This window comes from Streptococcus sp., assembly GCF_019414905.1.
Lineage (GTDB): Bacteria > Bacillota > Bacilli > Lactobacillales > Streptococcaceae > Streptococcus.
Window position 1 is genome coordinate 1 of sequence record NZ_DXLC01000258.1, and the last position, 17,463, is coordinate 17,463.

At 40.8% G+C, this 17,463-nt stretch carries 18 protein-coding genes and 1 pseudogene; 4 read left to right on the forward strand and 15 right to left on the reverse strand.

What is annotated here, in order from left to right:
• Nucleotides 1-725: pseudogene (locus tag QZ359_RS07795) on the reverse strand (IS3 family transposase); the annotation flags it as partial.
• A gap of 140 nt (nt 726-865) precedes the next feature.
• Nucleotides 866-1,423: a sugar O-acetyltransferase gene (locus QZ359_RS07800; protein WP_061760049.1), complete on the reverse strand. Its 558-nt coding sequence runs from the start codon at nt 1,421-1,423 to the stop codon at nt 866-868.
• A 164-nt stretch (nt 1,424-1,587) separates the two neighbouring features.
• Between QZ359_RS07800 and QZ359_RS07805 the strand changes: the two genes are divergently transcribed.
• Genes QZ359_RS07805 through QZ359_RS07815 form a run of 3 tightly spaced genes read left to right on the forward strand, consistent with a single transcriptional unit; the run spans nt 1,588 to nt 3,855 of the window.
• A complete protein-coding gene (locus QZ359_RS07805; protein ID WP_293965292.1) occupies nt 1,588-1,893 on the forward strand; it encodes a rhodanese-like domain-containing protein in 306 nt (101 codons plus the stop codon).
• Nucleotides 1,894-1,913: 20 nt separating this feature from the next.
• Complete coding sequence (locus tag QZ359_RS07810) at nt 1,914-3,569, forward strand: FAD-dependent oxidoreductase (RefSeq protein ID WP_293965293.1); 1,656 nt, start codon at nt 1,914-1,916, stop codon at nt 3,567-3,569.
• A complete protein-coding gene (locus QZ359_RS07815; RefSeq protein WP_293965294.1) occupies nt 3,559-3,855 on the forward strand; it encodes a rhodanese-like domain-containing protein in 297 nt (98 codons plus the stop codon). Before QZ359_RS07810 ends, QZ359_RS07815 begins: the two co-directional genes overlap by 11 nt.
• 188 nt (nt 3,856-4,043) lie before the next feature.
• On the opposite strand, the gene QZ359_RS07820 is transcribed toward QZ359_RS07815, so the two are convergent.
• The 10 genes from QZ359_RS07820 to QZ359_RS07865 form a co-directional block, all read right to left on the reverse strand.
• Nucleotides 4,044-4,301, reverse strand: coding sequence for a metal-sensitive transcriptional regulator (locus tag QZ359_RS07820; RefSeq protein ID WP_000185159.1), 258 nt, complete (start codon nt 4,299-4,301; stop codon nt 4,044-4,046).
• A 149-nt stretch (nt 4,302-4,450) separates the two neighbouring features.
• Nucleotides 4,451-5,305, reverse strand: coding sequence for a VOC family protein (locus QZ359_RS07825; protein ID WP_293965295.1), 855 nt, complete (start codon nt 5,303-5,305; stop codon nt 4,451-4,453).
• A 195-nt stretch (nt 5,306-5,500) separates the two neighbouring features.
• Complete coding sequence (locus tag QZ359_RS07830; RefSeq protein WP_023944056.1) at nt 5,501-6,697, reverse strand: CAP domain-containing protein; 1,197 nt, start codon at nt 6,695-6,697, stop codon at nt 5,501-5,503.
• Nucleotides 6,698-6,833: 136 nt separating this feature from the next.
• Nucleotides 6,834-7,871: an aldose epimerase family protein gene (locus QZ359_RS07835; RefSeq protein ID WP_000649435.1), complete on the reverse strand. Its 1,038-nt coding sequence runs from the start codon at nt 7,869-7,871 to the stop codon at nt 6,834-6,836.
• 115 nt (nt 7,872-7,986) lie between these two features.
• A complete protein-coding gene (locus tag QZ359_RS07840) occupies nt 7,987-9,153 on the reverse strand; it encodes an SIS domain-containing protein (RefSeq protein WP_293965296.1) in 1,167 nt (388 codons plus the stop codon).
• Nucleotides 9,154-9,252: 99 nt separating this feature from the next.
• Nucleotides 9,253-9,657 carry a PTS sugar transporter subunit IIA gene (locus tag QZ359_RS07845; RefSeq protein WP_080709926.1) on the reverse strand — a complete coding sequence of 135 codons (405 nt, stop codon included), beginning with the start codon at nt 9,655-9,657 and terminating at the stop codon, nt 9,253-9,255.
• A gap of 5 nt (nt 9,658-9,662) precedes the next feature.
• On the reverse strand, nt 9,663-10,487 hold the full coding sequence (locus QZ359_RS07850; protein WP_293965298.1) for a PTS system mannose/fructose/sorbose family transporter subunit IID: 825 nt from the start codon (nt 10,485-10,487) through the stop codon (nt 9,663-9,665).
• Nucleotides 10,474-11,379, reverse strand: a complete 906-nt coding sequence (locus QZ359_RS07855) for a PTS mannose/fructose/sorbose/N-acetylgalactosamine transporter subunit IIC (protein ID WP_000617016.1) — start codon at nt 11,377-11,379, stop codon at nt 10,474-10,476. The genes QZ359_RS07850 and QZ359_RS07855 overlap by 14 nt, the downstream gene beginning before the upstream one ends.
• 26 nt (nt 11,380-11,405) lie before the next feature.
• Entirely contained in the window at nt 11,406-11,882 is a 477-nt protein-coding gene (locus tag QZ359_RS07860) for a PTS system mannose/fructose/N-acetylgalactosamine-transporter subunit IIB (RefSeq protein ID WP_000156971.1), read from the reverse strand.
• A complete protein-coding gene (locus QZ359_RS07865) occupies nt 11,879-13,666 on the reverse strand; it encodes a beta-galactosidase (protein WP_293965302.1) in 1,788 nt (595 codons plus the stop codon). The genes QZ359_RS07860 and QZ359_RS07865 overlap by 4 nt, the downstream gene beginning before the upstream one ends.
• Nucleotides 13,667-13,985: 319 nt before the next feature.
• Between QZ359_RS07865 and QZ359_RS07870 the strand changes: the two genes are divergently transcribed.
• Nucleotides 13,986-14,702, forward strand: coding sequence for a GntR family transcriptional regulator (locus tag QZ359_RS07870; RefSeq protein WP_293965304.1), 717 nt, complete (start codon nt 13,986-13,988; stop codon nt 14,700-14,702).
• A gap of 214 nt (nt 14,703-14,916) precedes the next feature.
• Here the strand turns inward: QZ359_RS07870 and purB are convergent, their stop codons facing one another.
• The 3 genes from purB to QZ359_RS07885 all read right to left on the reverse strand — a co-directional run.
• On the reverse strand, nt 14,917-16,212 hold the full coding sequence (gene purB / locus QZ359_RS07875; RefSeq protein ID WP_265485385.1) for an adenylosuccinate lyase: 1,296 nt from the start codon (nt 16,210-16,212) through the stop codon (nt 14,917-14,919).
• A 70-nt stretch (nt 16,213-16,282) separates the two neighbouring features.
• Nucleotides 16,283-16,510, reverse strand: coding sequence for a phosphoribosylaminoimidazole carboxylase (locus QZ359_RS07880; protein WP_261042505.1), 228 nt, complete (start codon nt 16,508-16,510; stop codon nt 16,283-16,285).
• Nucleotides 16,511-16,583: 73 nt separating this feature from the next.
• Nucleotides 16,584-17,463: hypothetical protein (locus QZ359_RS07885; protein ID WP_293965311.1), on the reverse strand; the 880-nt coding region annotated here is incomplete at its 5' end.

The following is a 17,463-nucleotide window of genomic DNA, read 5'->3' on the forward strand; positions in this document are numbered from 1 at the left end:
TGGGCTCGGAGATGTGTATAAGAGACAGGTTCTAAATGAATCCGACGATAACCATAATTTCCCTTGTGTTCGATAAAAATGGATTGAATTTCATCTTTAAGCTCTTGGTCCTTATCTGGTTTGTCTAGCTGTTTCAAGTGATAGTAGTAGGTCGAACGAGCTAGCTAGTTTAATGGCTTTTAGAAGAATATCTAACGAAAACTCAGTCATTAATTCTTGAACAATTTCTGTCTTTCTTCTTTCTCTTTTTCCTCCTTCAATCGGAGTTCTCTTAACTTTTTTAGGATAGCATTCTCCGCTCTCAGGTACTCATTTTCTGCTTGAAGACGTTCTAATTCTGTCATATCTTCAGGTCTCGTTTTTGGCTTACGTCCCATTTTAGGTACTCTCCCTCTTGTTTTCTCAACAATAGTATACCCGTTTTTCTTGTATTGTGCTAGCCAATTAAGAAGTATCGTACGACTTGGGAGGCCGTATTCAAGAGAAACTCTATCTTTAGTCCAGCCTTCATGTAAGACTTTATGAATCATTTCTTGTTTTAAATCAGGAGAATAGTAACGATTTTTTCCTTTTTTGACGAACTCTATTCCGTAACGATCAATCAATTTAATCATATACCTAAGATTAGAATTATTTATCTCAAATTTATTTGAAAGTTTCTCTAAGCTATATCCTTGTTTTCTAAGTTCATAGATCTGAACTTTATCATCATAAGTTAATTTCATAATAAAAACACCCCAAAAGTTAGATTTTTTCTGTCTAACTTTTGGGGTGCAGTTCAGAACAACCTTGATATTATGCGTTTTATTGTTGAAAGATTTACTTCATTTTTCCTGAATCGAGTTTCTCCTAGCCTCTGCTACTTCTACTTCACAGGTATCTCCTTAATCACACGCGCAGGATTGCCAGCTAGGACAACATTGTCTCCGAAAGATTTGGTGATCACAGCCCCAGCTCCTGCAACAACGTTATCTCCCAGTATCACTCCAGGAAGGACAATGACACCTCCTCCAGCCCAGAAATTGTCTCCAATGGTGATGGGCTTGCCATATTCCACACCTGAATTACGTTCATGCGGATCCAATGGATGGAGTGGGGTTAAAAACTGACAATTAGGACCAATCATGGCATTGTCACCGATACGAATCGGACAAACATCCAGCATGGTCAAGTTCCAATTGGAGTAGAAATTTTCCCCTAGATGGATATTGACTCCATAATCGACTACCAGTCGTGGATTGACATAGAGATTCTGCCCAGTTGACCCAAACCAAGTCTTGATAATCTCCGCTCCCTTCAAGGGGTCTTCTTCCTTGTTAAAGGCAGCCTGTTTTTGGCGAGAAGCCTGAGCCAAGGCTCTCAGTTCTGGGTCCGATGGACGGTAAAAATCTCCTGCAATCATTTTCTGGTATTCACTGGTCATCTTATCACCTCACACTTACTTTGACGCCATCATATCAAAAAGGCTTTGAAAGGTCAAGAATAAGCTGGTCGAGGACTTCTTTCCAGTCTCTCAAAACAACTTGCTTGACAAAAGCTTGACTTCATGGTTTAATATACCCCATAAGGGTATATTTGGAGGTGCCTATGTTTCACTTATTTACAAAAATTGACAGTATTTCTACCAGCGAGTTAGAAGCTAAACTCAAGGAACCAATTCAGCTACTGGATGTTCGGACGCCGATGGAATTTCGTAGAGGTCATATCAAAAATGCCAAAAATGTTCCTCTGACCGAAATTGGTTCCTACACATCAACAACAAAAGAAACACTTTATGTCATTTGTCATTCTGGTGTGCGTAGTAAGATGGCTGCTAAAAAGCTAAAGAAAAAAGGCTACGATGTCATCAATGTCCGAGGCGGTATGAGCGCTTGGACAGGAAAAATCATCTAGAAGCATAAAGGAGAAAATCAATGAAAATTATCATTGTCGGGGGAGTTGCAGGCGGAATGTCAGCAGCAACCCGTCTCAGACGTCTCATGGAAGACGCTGAAATCACTATTTTTGAGAAAGGTCCCTTTGTTTCCTTTGCAAACTGCGGGCTTCCTTACTATGTTTCAGGAGAAATTGCAAACCGTGATAGTTTATTGGTCCAAACTCCTGAAAATCTCAAGGCACGCTTTAATCTAGATGTGCGACCATTTCACGAGGTCATCCAGATTTCGCCAGAAGAACACACTGTGACGGTACGACACGATGGACAAGAATTTACAGAAAACTACGACAAGTTGATTCTCTCCCCAGGAGCTAAACCATTTGTTCCTGCCATTGAGTGTTTGGCAGAAACTAAGAATACCTACACGCTTCGCAACGTTCCCGATCTCGATGAAATTATGGCAGCCTTGGACAATCATCCAAAAGAAGCTGTCGTTATCGGTGCAGGCTTTATCGGACTTGAAATGGCTGAAAACCTAGCGAAACGTGGATTGCAAGTTACTATCGTGGAGAAAGCACCCCATGTCTTGCCGCCATTAGATCAGGAAATGGCAGCCTTTGTCCAAGCAGAATTGGTCAAAAATAGCGTTCGCGTCATCACTTCTCAGTCTGCGGTTCGATTTGAAGACCAAGGAAATATCATCGTTCTAGAAAATGGTCAAAAGATTGCTTCTGACCTCACCATTCTTTCTGTCGGTGTTGAACCTGAAAACAGACTGGCCAAAACTGCGGGGATTGAACTGGGACTTAGAGGTGGGATTCTGGTCAATGAACATTATGAAACCAGTCAAAAAGATATTTTTGCAGTTGGGGATGCCATCGTCGTCAAGCAAGAGATTACAGGCCAAGATGCTCTCATCTCTCTCGCTTCTCCTGCCAATCGTCAGGGACGCCAAGTGGCAGACGTCATCGCAGGACTAGAACGTACAAACAAGGGAAGTATCGGCACTGCTATCGTTCGTGCCTTTAATATGACAGCTGCTTCGACTGGTCTCAGCGAGCGTATCCTTAGCATGAATCAACTTCCTTACAAAGTCCTTCATATCAGTGGGAAAGACCACGCTGGTTATTATCCAGGCGCTACTGATATGACCTTGAAGCTCCTCTTTGACCCAACCACTGGAAAAATCTACGGTGCCCAAGGAGTTGGGAAGAAAGGTGTTGACAAGCGAATCGATATCCTAGCAACTGCTATCAAGGGAAATCTCACCGTCTTTGACTTGCCAGAATTGGAGTTCACCTATGCGCCACCATTTGGCTCTGCCAAGGATCCCGTCAATATGCTGGGCTACGCAGCCTTGAATCTTATCGAAGGTCTCAGCGACAATGTTCAATGGTACCAGCTCGAAGACGAACTGGCTAAGGGTAAGAAATTTCTAGATGTACGGACAAGTGGCGAATTCCAAAGTGGTAGACTCAAAGTCGACACCATCCACATTCCCCTAAACGAACTACGGGAACGCTTGGACGAACTGGACAAGAACCAAGCCTACATCGTTAGCTGTCACAGTGGTTTGCGCAGCTATATCGCAGAGCGTATCCTCAAACAAGCAGGATTTACCGTCCAAAACCTTGACGGCGCTTATTCACTATACAAAATGGCTAAGCCAGAAGGAGTAGAATATGGAAACTAATATCAGCATGGCTGACTTTTATGAAAAATATCAAAATGAAAATTTAGAGCTTATCGATGTCCGTGAAGCACATGAATTCCAAGCAGGACATGCACCAGGTGCCAAAAATCTTCCATTAAGTACCTTAGAGCAAGGCTATAAAGAACTCAAACCTAACCATGAATACCATGTCATCTGTCAAGGTGGAGTGCGTTCTGCCTCTGCCTGTCAATTTCTCAGCGCCCAAGTCCTCACCGTTACCAATGTAGAAGGTGGTATGAATGCTTGGCCTGGGCAAGTAGAATAATCAAAAGGAGCTGGGCAAAAACTCAATTTCAGGAGAAAGTGAAGTAAATCTCCCCACAATAAAACGCATAGTATCAAGGCTTTCAACACCTGATAGTATGCGTTCTTTTATTTTAAAGACTTTTTCCAGCCTCTCTTGATTCACATTAAACTATTCTATTAGCAGAGATCTTTGCAACTCTCATCTCTTTATTTCCGTTTAATCAAGTATCGGATAGCCTTTTCTAGGCGTTCCTTTTGAGCTTCAGGATCGTCTAACGGCTGATTAATACATTCAGTAAGGTTTTCGGTAATTATCATCTCAATCACGCGCTCCACACTAGATTTCACGGCTGTCAGTTGCGTCACAATATCAGCACAGTCACGATCTTCTTCAATCATCTTTTGAATCCCACGCAACTGGCCCTCTGAACGTTTCAGACGAGTGATATACTTTGAATTTGTCATCTCTTTTTCCTTGCTCGATTTTTCTTCATTATATCTCTAATCAGCTTCTTTGTCAAAATTCTCGCCCATCCGTCTCACGCAGTTCTGTTACCACAGACTTTTCAAAAGGTAAACTAGCCATGCTGATAACTTGATAGAAATTCCTAGTTTTATCTATCTAAGCGAATACGGGTCACGATTCCGTCTGGGTCTGTGATTTCCAGCTGGCTAGATGTCAGCCACTTAATTGACGCATCAACTTCTTGTGCCTGCTGCGCAATCGCTAACAGTTCTTCCTTACTTGCAACTTCGATGACATAGTAGGCCAAACCTGGCAAGCCTTGCTTACGCGGAGCCAGATCTTTTCCTCCCCATTCGTTGACTGCCAAATGATGATGGTAGTCCCCAGCTGCAATCCAACTAGCGCTAGGCACACTAAATTTATCCTCTACTCCTAACACTTTTTGATAAAACTGGCTGGACTTTCGACTATCCTTGACAGACAAATGGATATGCCCCATTCTCGTACCTTCTGCCAAAATAAAGGGCTCTACTCTTTCCCCCAACTCATAAATGTCCTGCGCCGCAAGAGCCTCCGTCACTCCGATAATGCGTCCATCTTCTCGAATATCCCATGTGGAAACGGGCTTATCTCTATAGAGCTCAATGCCATTTCCCTCCAAATCCTCCAAATAAAGGGCCTCACTGTAACCATGATCTGCACCGCCGACAAGAGGAATCTGTAAGTCTGTCAGGTGTTTCAAAACATCAGCCAAAGCCTTACGTGTCGGCAAAAGAATAGCCAGATGGTAAAGACCATAATGTTCTCTCACTTCACCGCTCTCTTGTGCTTGAATCAAGTGTACCAAGCCTTTTCCACCAAGGCCTAGAATGACCTCTGTCTCAGTCTGAGATAAGATTTCTAAACCAATAACTTGCTGATAAAAGGCAGTTTGACTTGCCAAATCCTTTACATTTAAAACTGCCTCTGCCAAATAAATGTGGCTCCTGTATTCATAGGTCATAAATGGTCCTCTTTTTTGTTGTAATTGTTATTATTACAACTATTATATCATTCCCATCAAGAAAGTCAAGTCAGACAACTTGAAACCTCTATTCTAACAAGAAAGAGGCCAATGTTCTCCATCAACCTCTTTCTTATCGTTCATTCTTTTTGCTAAGTACGATAAATACTTTACCTATGACTTACTATCTTCAGCCTAGTTTACCCATTCACCATTGCCATTTACTTTATAACCGTCAGGTGTCGTTGTGCTGACTGCCAAAGCTCCTGAACCATATGCATAGTACCAGTACTTGCCTACTTTAAACCAACCTGTCTTCATGACACCTGATTGATCAAGATAATACCAAGTACCATTTTCCTTATACCAGCCTGTCTTCATAGCTCCTGAGCCATCAAAGTAGAACCATCTACTACCATCTGTTCCCCAGCCTGTAAACATCGCGCCTGAACTATCAAGGAAATACCATGTTCCATCAACTTCTACAAATCCAGTCTGCATGACACCTAAATCATTCAAGTAGTACCATTTGCCACCCGTTTTCACCCAGCCTGTCTTCACATCACCAGACTCGTAAAAATACCATTTACCATTAGATTGTACCCAGCCAGACTGACTAGATGTAGATGTTCTAAAATCTTTCAACGATTTTTCTACAACTGTAGCTTTACTTTTAACGGTTGAAAGGTTTGAGGCAGTCACTTCTGTATACTGAATAGCAGAACCATATCCACCAGCCAATTCCTCTGAAGAAGCATCATCACCTAAAGCTAAAGAAATCGTCGCTACTTGCTGAGAGCTAGCTGCGTTTTTAAAGGCTGCGAGACCCACATAGGTAAATTTAGAATTGATCAAAACCTCATAATAACCTGTAAATTCTTTAGAGGTTCCACCCTTCTTTTTCGCTACATAATTCGCCTTCTCAGCATGCCAGTTTTCAATTGCTTTTAGAAAACCTTCATAGTTCACATCTAAAGCTTCTCCTCTTATACTATTACTAGATGGAAAAGCAGTCCAGATTTCTTTTGTAGAAAGACGCTCAGGTTTTAAAGCTACTGACACCTCAGTAGCTCGTACAAAGGCAGTTTTCTCAAGATCAGTAGACCATTTAATAGGGACATACTTATCTACCAAACCTTCATCAGCTGCTTCCTTACGAATCTTATTAATCGCGTCCAAAATAGATTGTTTATTTGGAGTTAAAAATTCTCCCTTGATTCCAACCAAAACGTTGCCACTAGAAGGTTTTAGCACCTCTGAGGTCAATACATTTTCATTTTTACCATTGATAGATTGTGTTGCCACCAGTCTGTCATTCGCAAAAACATCAGTTGTCAAAACTGCTCCTGCCAAGGTCAAAGCCAAGGCGCTAGCAAATACAATTTTCTTCATCTTTTTCTCCTTTTATCCTCTAGATAGGACAGGTATTTTCACTATTAAATTATATCATATTTCCCTACTCTTTGCCCGTTTCTACCAATGTCATGAGGCAAATGCTATTTCCTCCGAAAAGTAGAAGCTTCATCCTTTATTTCACAACAAGCTCATAACGTGTCTTACTGGTGAAGGTTTGACCGGCTTTGAGGACAACTTGGTCTTTGAGATCACTGTGAATGGCATCTGGTAAAGCTTGCGCTTCAAGGGCAATCCCATTGTGCTGTAGCATTGGCTGACCTCCTATGATAACACTCTCATCCACAAAGTTTGCTGTGTAGACTACAAAACAAGGAGCCTCTGTCTTGAAAAGTAGGAAACGACCTGAGTTTTGGTCATAAAGGAAACCAGCATTGTCATGACCTGCAGGAAGGGCAAAGGGGTGGTCCAAACCAGATACCAGTTGGATTTGCTCATCGTCCTCTGCAAAGATATCCTTCAACAAGGCACCATTGTAGATGTGTTTGACCACATCACGATTGGCATCTGAAGTTTTGGCAGGAACACCATCTGGAGCGATTGGGTAAATGCCCTCTGTGTTTAGTTGGAAGACATGACGGTCAATCGTCTGCGTGAAATCACCAGACAAGTTGAAATAGCTGTGATTGGTTGGATTGACCAGCGTATCCTGATCTGTTGTTACCTTGTAGCTGATTTCATAGGCACCAGTTTCTTCCAAATAGTAGCTAATCCAAATCTTAAGATTCCCAGGAAATCCTCCTGTCCCGTCTGTACGCTCTGTGTAGAGGGTCAAGCCATGGTCGCTCACTTCAACTAGTTCAAACAAGCTGGAATCCCAACCAGTTGAACCACTGTGGTTACAATTGCTAGCATTGTTGACTTCAAGGTCATAGGTCTTGCTATTTAATTCAAAGGTCGCACCTGCAATACGTCCCGCCACAGGACCTACGCTAGCTCCATGCTTGGGACTATTGCCTACATAGCTATCAAAATCATCAAATCCCAAGATAACATTGGCAAAATTTCCAGCCTTGTCAGGCGTGGCATAACGCAAGATAGTCGCACCATAAGTCATGACTTCAAGCTGGTAGCCACCGTCCGTCTCAAAACGATATGCCAAGACATCCTTACCCTCAACATTTCCAAATACACGCTCTGTGTATGCTTTCATTCTGTTCTCCTTTTACTATTTCTCTCAAGCAAACAAACCATAGAAAGCCTACTGACAATCTATGGTTTATCTGATAGTTTACAAATTCTCTTGTCAAGAATTCATAAACATTTCCTTACTTTTGATATTCGTGGATGATAACACCTTGTACCACACGGTTTACGGTACCTGTAGGAGACGGTGTATCAGGTTTATTTTCTACCTTGAGTGAAGTCAATAGGGCAAAGAGTTGGGCATAAACGATGTAAGGGAAGACACGGTAAATATCATTCAATACACCGCCACAACCAAGGGCCACTTCTTTGACATTTTCAAGGCCAAAGGTTTGATCACTCAAAAGCACAACACGACGAGCAATCTGATCACCAGCAACTTCACGAACCAAGTCCAAGTCGTACTTACGAGTGTAGTCTGTCGTTGTACCAAAGACCAAAACAACTGTATCTTCGTTGATCAGTGATTTTGGACCGTGACGGAAGCCAACTGGGCTTTCATACATGGTCGCAACTTGACCAGCTGTTAATTCCAAAATCTTGAGCTGAGCTTCATGAGCAAGTCCAAAGAATGGACCAGCGCCTAGATAGATGACGCGGTTAAAATCTAGGTCAACAAGCTCTTTGACATCTTCTGCATTGTCTAAAACTTTACGGGAAAGACTAGATACAACTTCAAAACGTTCAGCTTTCAAAGCAAATTCTGTAGGATCAAAGACCAAGAGAGCTGTTAACATCATAGACGTAAAGCTAGAAGTCATGGCAAATCCAGCGTCATTAGAAGCAGCTGGTTGCAAGAGCAAGAGATTGCAGTCATCTCCATGAGCTTGAAGAGCCAATTTACCATCTGCTGCACAAGTAATCGTCACTTGATAAAGCTCATTCACCAAGGCCTTGGCCAAATCAACAGTCGCCACACTTTCAGGCGAGTTCCCACTACGAGCAAAAGATACAAGGACAGTCGCAACATCTTTTTTCAAATAGGTTTCTGGATTGGCAACAATATCTGTGGTCGCAATGGCATTGAAATTCCATTTGCGTTCGTCATAGACTTCCTTAAAGTAAGGTACCAAGGTATCTCCCACATAAGCAGAAGTCCCCGCACCTGTCAAGATAACCTTGATATAGTCATGTTTATCAGCAATCCCTTGTAGGAAGGCTACAATTTCTTCACGCTTTGCTTGATAAGATTCAAAAGCTTCTTTCCATACATCTGGTTGTTGGTAGATTTCACGTGTAGTGATTTCTGCACCCAATTCGATCAAGTCTTCTTTTGTATAATGTAACATTGAGTTCCTCTTTTTCTATTAAATATGGGAATGGGAGTAAGCCCCATTCCCATGTATATTCTATATAAAATGCTCTAACGATTTTCACGTTGTCACATCTTATTCATCTTCGTCATCATCGAAGCCCGCTAACAGGTCATTAACTTTCACAATACTTTCTGCAGCACGGCTCTTATAGTCCGCATCTGCACCTGTAAGGCTCGCATTGATAAATTCAATCACCATTGGCAGATTCATCCCTGCGTAGAGTTCAATGTCGCGACCTTCCATAATCAAACGACTGACCACGTTACATGGTGTTCCACCGAGAAGATCCGCAAAGACTAGGAAATCATCCAATCCTTCAATAGCAGCTTCAAATTTTGCAGTAAATTCTTCTGGGCCATCTTCTGGAAGAAGAGCTACTGTATGAATATTGTCTTGTGGACCCATAATCATTTCAGTGCTGCCTTTAAGCTCCTCACAGAAGCGACCATGGCTGACCAAAATTAATGATTTTACCATAAAACTTATTTAGGTCCCATTCCAAATGCAAAGTGACCAAGGGCAGAAAGACCTACTGCAAGAACGATAATGATACCGATAGCTTTAGTAGAGGTCATACCTTTCTTACCAAGCAACCAGAAGATAAAGGCAGTAAAGATTGCTGGAAGCAAACGTGGGAAGATTGAGTTCAAGATGTCTTGGAAGTCAATCATCTTTTCACCGATTGGCAATTTATAAGAAATTTCAAAGTTGATCATTGTGGCTACAAGAGCACCCATCATGAAGACACCAAGTACAGATGCAGCGTCAATCAAAGCTGTCAATGTACTTTGCATGTTGTTGATAAGGTTAACCCCTTCTTTGTAGGCAAATTCTAACTGTTTCCAACGGAAGATGTCATACACTACTGCAACTGCAATCCAAAGGAAGATACCCCAAGGTTGGCCAGCGATAGCCATAGTTGCTGCGATAGATCCCATGATAGCAGGTACAAGCGAACCAAAGATTGTATCTCCAAGAGGAGCAAATGGCCCCATCAAGCCTGTCTTGATACCGTTAACGGCATCTTTTGAACCTACACCATCTTTTTCTTCCATGGCAAGGTCAAAACCAGCGATAATGGTATGGAAGAATGGTGAAGTATTGAAGAATTGAGTATGAACTTTCATCATTTCTTTCAATTCAGGAGTTCCATCCCCATACATTTTACGCAATTGAGGCAAGATCATGTACAGGTAACCAGAAGCTTGCATACGTTCGTAGTTCCAACCTAATTGGAAAGTAAACAAGCTACGTTTATTGATTTGATTAAAATCTTCTTTTGTAAGTTTGTAATTAGAATTCGTCATCTTCGATTTCCCCACTTTCTGATGGTGTAGAAGGTGCTGCTACAGCTACTTTTTGGCTATTTTTGAAGTGAAGCACTGCAAGGAAGATACCTACGATAGAAATACCAATCATAGACAATCCTTTGAAGTTGTTCACGAAACCAATTTTTTCAGCAACATCTTTCGGTAGAGTGCCTACGATACCAGCAACAGCGCCACCAAGACCTGTTACATATGAGTAAAGAACAGTCAACATAGCTGTCAAACCGAATCCCATAGCAAGGTAGTGAAGGTTACGTTTAACTGGAAGGTAACGAAGCAAGATTGCAAATCCAAGACCTGGAAGCATACGTCCTGCGAGAGTCAAACCATCTGCAACCCATTGGTATTTTGTAACGAAGTCTACTACGTGTTGTACAAATTCACCACCAAAAGCAAGGGCAAAGAAGACTGGAAGGGCACGAGATAAAGCCCAAGGAATCGCACCAAGTAGGTAGTTGCGTTCAATACCTTTATAGTCAAAGCGTTCGATTGCAGCATCCACACGGTGAGCGAAGAAAGTAGTTGTCATACGTCCAAGAACGTCGAAGTAAGTCAAGAGAGCTGCTACTGGCACAGCGATTGTTGTAATCGCAAGTGCTGTATCAATTCCTTGTGAAACAGAGAAGGCTGTCGCAAGAACCGCACCAGAAGTTGCGTCGATACGAGAAGCACCACCGAAGGTACCAACCCCAAGAACGAACAGTTGCAAGTTACCACCGATAAGCAGACCAGTAGTCACATCTCCCATGATTAAACCAGTAATGAAACCAGCAAATACAGGGGAACCTGCAGATGAAACGATCGTCAACTCATCACAGATTTGATAAGCTGAGTACAAAGTGAGAAGTAAAATTTGCCACCATTGTATCATAACAATGACCTCCTAAAAATTTTTTCCTATTTTAATAAGCTCAAAAAGTCTGAAACTGGATCATTTGGAACCATTTGAGCAGTAAGTTTAACACCTTTTTCTGCCAGTTTGTGGAAATCTTCCACATCCTTGTCCACTACGTTGATAGAACGTGTGATGGCGCGAGTTTCTGGTGTTTGAGACATATTCCCAACATTAAGGGTTTCAAGTGGTACACCTGCTTCTACCAAACCAAGGAAACGGTCTGGTTTACGAGCAACGATAAAGAGACGTTGGCTATCGTATTTACCAGCAAGAATATTGGCTGCCGCTTTTTCAATTGGCAAAATACTTAATTTCACACCTGGTGGTGTCGCAAGTTTCAAACCACTCTTTTCAACATCGTTGTTGACAACTTCGTCGTCTACAACCATAATACGTGAAACATTTAGTTTTCCAGCCCAAAGATTGGCTACTTGTCCGTGGATCAAACGTCCATCGATACGGCATCCTACAATTGTCATAAGTTTTCCCCCTTTATGTGTTTTAGTGTAGGTTTTCGAGTTAAATGAATCTCTTCTTTATATTGGCCCTCTGTTTCAAAGATGATGATGCGGTTATCACCTTCCTTGAGATAGCTATGAGGGATATAAAGCGAGAGGGTCGGGCCGACGTTCCAAAAACGTCCTAGATTCTGCCCATTGACAAAGGCAACTCCCTTACCAAACTCAGATAAGTCTAGGTAAGTATCTTTTGGCTCTTGGACTGTAAAGTCATAAGCGTAAAAGGCTGGTTGCCCTTCTGTCCATCCTTTTGAAAAATCAATTTTCTCAGGATTGTCTAGTGGGAGTGGATAGTGTTTCCAGTTTAGTAAGAAGTGCAAATCCTTACAAACCCCTGTCCGAATTCCCTTACGTTGCGTATCCGCTAAGAACTTGTGTCCATAGTTGACACGTCCCATATTTTCAATCAGGATATCAAATCGAGATAACGCTTTCTTTTCTCCTTGATAAAAGATATCTTCTCCAATTTCAGTTTGGTATTGGGTTGTAACCCACTTACCATCTACGAACAACTGTGCTCTATCTCGACCATCAATGATACGAAGTCTTTCTTCTTCTGCATCCCAGTTTGTTTCTGTTCGATAAAGTAGGTAGCCATAACTTTGTCCCAACTCCTCCATCTTTTTAGGATAGAGACTTTCTACAGGACTGGACAAGCTATCTAAGTTTTCAAACAAGGAAACTTTTTCAACCAGTGGAATAGCATCCAACTCCATACTCTCTTTGTAGAGTGGTTCCAACTGGGGATACTCTGGGAAATGTGTTGCCATCATCTTCTTGACTGCCAAATATTTAGCAGTTGGATTTCCTTCTTCATCCAGAAGGGCATCGTAATCATAAGATGTAACTTGTGGCAGGTCCAAAGTCCCTCGAGCTGAGCAACCATTCATGAAACCAAAGTTTGTACCACCATGGAACATGTAGAGATTGATAGAGCCTTGTTCCAAAACCTCTCGAACTGCATCTGCCAACTCTTTCGGATCCCGTGTGATAATCGGCTCTTTCCAACGATTGAACCAGCCATCCCAGAACTCCATACACATGAGTGGCCATTTCTTACCATGCTCATCAAAGAATTCCTGCATCTGTGAAAAGTTGTACGGAGCTTTAGAACCAAAGTTTCCTGTTACAAAGAGGTCATCTTCGATTAAGGTTCCAGCTTTCAGAGTAGCTCTCCATGGACCATCTGAGGTAAAGAGAGGACAGGTTACGCCACGCTCTTCCATCAACTGTCGAATTGCTCTCAGATAAGCCTTATCTTCTCCATAAGAACCATACTCATTTTCAACCTGCATCATGAGGATATTGCCACCCTTGTCCAACAAATGTGGAACCAACCGTGCCAAGAGCTGGTCATAGTAGTGACCGACAGCCTCAATATAGGCTGGGTCTGAGGAACGAATCCTCATATCTTTGGTTAAGAGCCAAGCTGGTAAGCCACCGAATTCCCACTCCGCACAGATGAAGGGCGACGGACGAACGATAGCGTAGAGACCCAAATCTTGTGCCGTTTGGAGAAATCGCTCCAAATCCAGAGCTCCTTCAAAGTGAAACTCACCCTCACGAGGCTCGTGTAAATTCCAGGCCACATAAGTCTCTACTGTATTAAAACCAAGAGCCTTCAAGTTATAGAGCGAATGATACCAATCTTCTGGAGGAACCCTAAAATAATGAATGGCGCCAGATAAAATCTTAAATGATTTTCCATCGAGATAAAAATCATCCCGTATCTCAAATCGTGTCATATTCTTACCTTCTGACAACTAAAGTTTACGCTTTCATTTGTTGATATAGTAAATATAACTCAATATCTTACATTTGTCAATAGGTTTTCACGATTTTTTTCATTTTTTACTAATTTTTACAAAAAAAACTTATAAAACCTTACTATCTCAAGAAATAATATCATCTTAATTGACATGTATAAAGATGTAAAAAATTCTATTTATTCCTATGTAAATTAACCTTATAGCCTATTATTCTAATTTTTTTATTCAAAAGGCTACTATTCTTTCCAGTTTTATGGTAAAATCTTTAACGGAGAAGGAAAATCGAGGTGAAAATATGGCAATTCCAAAGTATCAATATATTAAAGATGAGTTAAAGAACAAAATCATTTCTGGTCAATTTGCCAGTGGAGATAAATTCTACACTGAAGCTGAATTGATTGCAATGTATGATGTTAGTTCTATCACAGTTGTTCGCGCTTTAAACGACCTTGCCAAGGATGGCTATATTGTCCGTCAACAAGGAAAGGGTACATTCGTTTCACGCGCACGCAAACACAAACTCGTAGAGTTTTCAGATGTAGAAGTTTTTGAAACTAAAGATGATAAAGTTACCGTCCTTTCTATTGAGCGTGGAAATAAACTAAGCTACTTAGAAAAACTTGGACTTCGCGGAGATCAGTTCTACTACAAGATTGAACGCGTTCGCGAAACGGGTGGTGTTGTGTACATCTACCATACATCTTACATTCCAGAACAATACATCAACGCAAATTATCCAAATCTTGAATATTATAGCTCTATCTATAACCGTTTCAAATTGGATTACCACATTCACATGAATGATGAACATTTTGAAGAAATCAATGAAATAGCATTTCCAACTCCAGAACATGCGGCTTCGGTCCTCGGAGTCGATGAACAATTCCCAACCGTTTTACAAACCAAGACTACTAAACTAGAGTCTACTGGTCAAGTTCTCGCTTACAGCGAAACATATAAACGAGCGGATTACTACAAAATCAAAGTCATTTCATGTGACCGTGATCACTAAGAAGAAAGCCTGAGCCTAATCGCTTGGGCTTTTTCTATGCTTATTATATCCCATCAAAACTGTATTTTCTATATGTCAATGAAGATCGATTAAATTTGTTTAAATTTTACTAAAATATTGGGAATCTTTTTAGCAAAAAAGCTTTAATAAACAAGAAAAACCGAAGTTCTTCTACTCCAGTAAATAGAGTAATAGAACTTCGATTTTATTTTAATTATCCTAAACCAAGACGTTCAAAGATATCATCCACTCGTTTAGTGTAATAAACTGGGTTAAAGATTTCATCGATTTCCTCTTGTGTCAAACGTGATGTCACTTCTGGATCTGCTTCTAGAAGTGGTTTAAAGTCTACTTGATTGTCCCAAGAGTAAGCCGTTTTCGGTTGAACAAGGTCGTAAGCTTGCTCACGGGTCATACCTTTCTCAATCAAGGTCAACATGGCACGTTGGCTAAAGATAAGACCAAACGTAGAGTTCATGTTACGGATCATGTTTTCTGGGAAGACTGTCAAGTTCTTAACGATGTTTCCGAAACGGTTGAGCATATAGTCAATCAAAATAGTCGTATCTGGTGTGATGATACGCTCAGCTGATGAGTGAGAGATATCACGCTCATGCCAGAGAGCGACATTCTCATAGGCTGTAATCATGTGACCACGAATAACGCGTGCCAAACCTGTCATGTTTTCAGAACCGATAGGGTTGCGTTTGTGAGGCATTGCAGATGAACCTTTTTGCCCCTTAGCAAAGAACTCTTCTACTTCACGTTGTTCAGATTTTTGCAGACCACGAATCTCAGTCGCCATACGTTCGATGGAAGTCGCGATACTAGCAAGAACCGCAAAGTACTCAGCGTGAAGATCACGAGGAAGAACTTGTGTAGAAATTTCTTGAGCACGGATACCCAGCTTGTCGCAGACATACTCCTCTACAAATGGTGGGATATTGGCAAAGTTCCCAACTGCTCCAGAGATTTTACCAGCTTCTACTCCGGCAGCCGCATGCTCAAAACGCTCGATATTACGCTTCATTTCGCTATACCAAGTCGCCAATTTCAAACCAAAGGTTGTAGGCTCAGCATGCACACCGTGGGTACGACCCATCATGATGGTAAACTTGTGCTCCTTAGCCTTATCAGCGATGATGTTGGTGAAATTTTCAAGGTCACGACGAATGATGTCGTTGGCCTGCTTATAAAGGTAACCGTAGGCCGTATCCACCACGTCGGTAGACGTCAAACCATAGTGGACCCACTTACGCTCTTCGCCAAGCGTCTCAGAAACCGCACGCGTGAAAGCCACCACATCGTGGCGCGTCTCCTGCTCAATCTCCAAAATACGGTCGATGTCAAAGTCCGCTTTTTCACGAATCAAAGCCACATCTTCCTTAGGGATTTCCCCCAACTCAGCCCATGCCTCGTCAGCCAAGATTTCCACCTCAAGCCAAGCACGGTATTTATTTTCTTCACTCCAAATGTTCGCCATCTCAGGGCGAGAGTAACGGTCGATCATGTTGTTAATTTTTCCTTTCTTTTTCTACTTTACGATGTGCAAACAAATCATAGAACATTGATTAGCCAAATTATTCAAATTCTTCTTTCCCAATCCATACAGACGGGTAATGTTCCAATGAATTAAGGTCTGTATCCAGTGGCAAGTCATAAATTGCTAAATAGTTTTCAGGGTACTGCTCAGCTAGTTCTTCATATTTAGCTTTCACCTTATCTTGGTCAGCACTAGCATACAAAACTTCTACAACTGCTCCAGTATTATCTTTTTCAACAAATGCGTTGACAATAAGTTGTATCATATAATTGATAAAGTCCGTAGCCCGTATTCAGTTTTAATGAATATAGGTGCCCTTGTTCCTTTCTTTTTTATTTTTAATTAAGTAATTGATTCAAATCTTCTAAAACATTATAATTCATACTGTTATAATTATTAATAATCAGACTACGTGAATTTTGATACTCTATCCAAAATGATTCATTTATTTTCGATAGATTACTACTTAATAACTGTGTCATTACTGATACAAGTTGATTTATATTCGAATTTTGCTCTAAGGCCGAAACTCCAAATTGTAATCTAGCGATTGCTAAACAAAACGCCCAATCATCAATTGATAACGTGAATTTTATATTATTACAATCTATTTTTGCTAAGACAAATGAAAATACTAGCAAACTCCAAATATTATTCGTGCTAATTGTCCAAGAAGTACCTTTATTTTTAAAGTCTTTGATAATATTACTAAAAGACTTATAAACAACTGAAACTACATTATCTGCATATTGAATTAATTCATCAACATGGCTTCCCTCGGAAATACGTACATCTAATGACGCAGCTGCTAACTCACTCAGTATAACTTGATCTATACTACAAATTGGATCTATAATAATAGAGCTATTCTCATAAATTCTACCCTGTTTGATTAGTTGTACTAATAGCTCTCCTAATGCAGTTAAATTTATTAAATTACTAATTTTGCGATCTTGAGTATAAGCCCCTTTATATAAAATCGAATTTGATATCTGAGAAATTGATTGCTTATCTTTAATTAATTTCTTTATTCTTGAGTTAAGAAATTCAAATTTGGAATCCTTTCGAATCAATTTACGAAATTGTCTCAATGCTGTTAGTAAAGCTTTCTCACGCTCCTTTAAATCTGATTTATCTATATTCGTAGCTTTTAAAAACAGATTTTCAATCTGCAAAAAGCCATCATATTTTAATAACGAATTTATCAATTCATAAAAA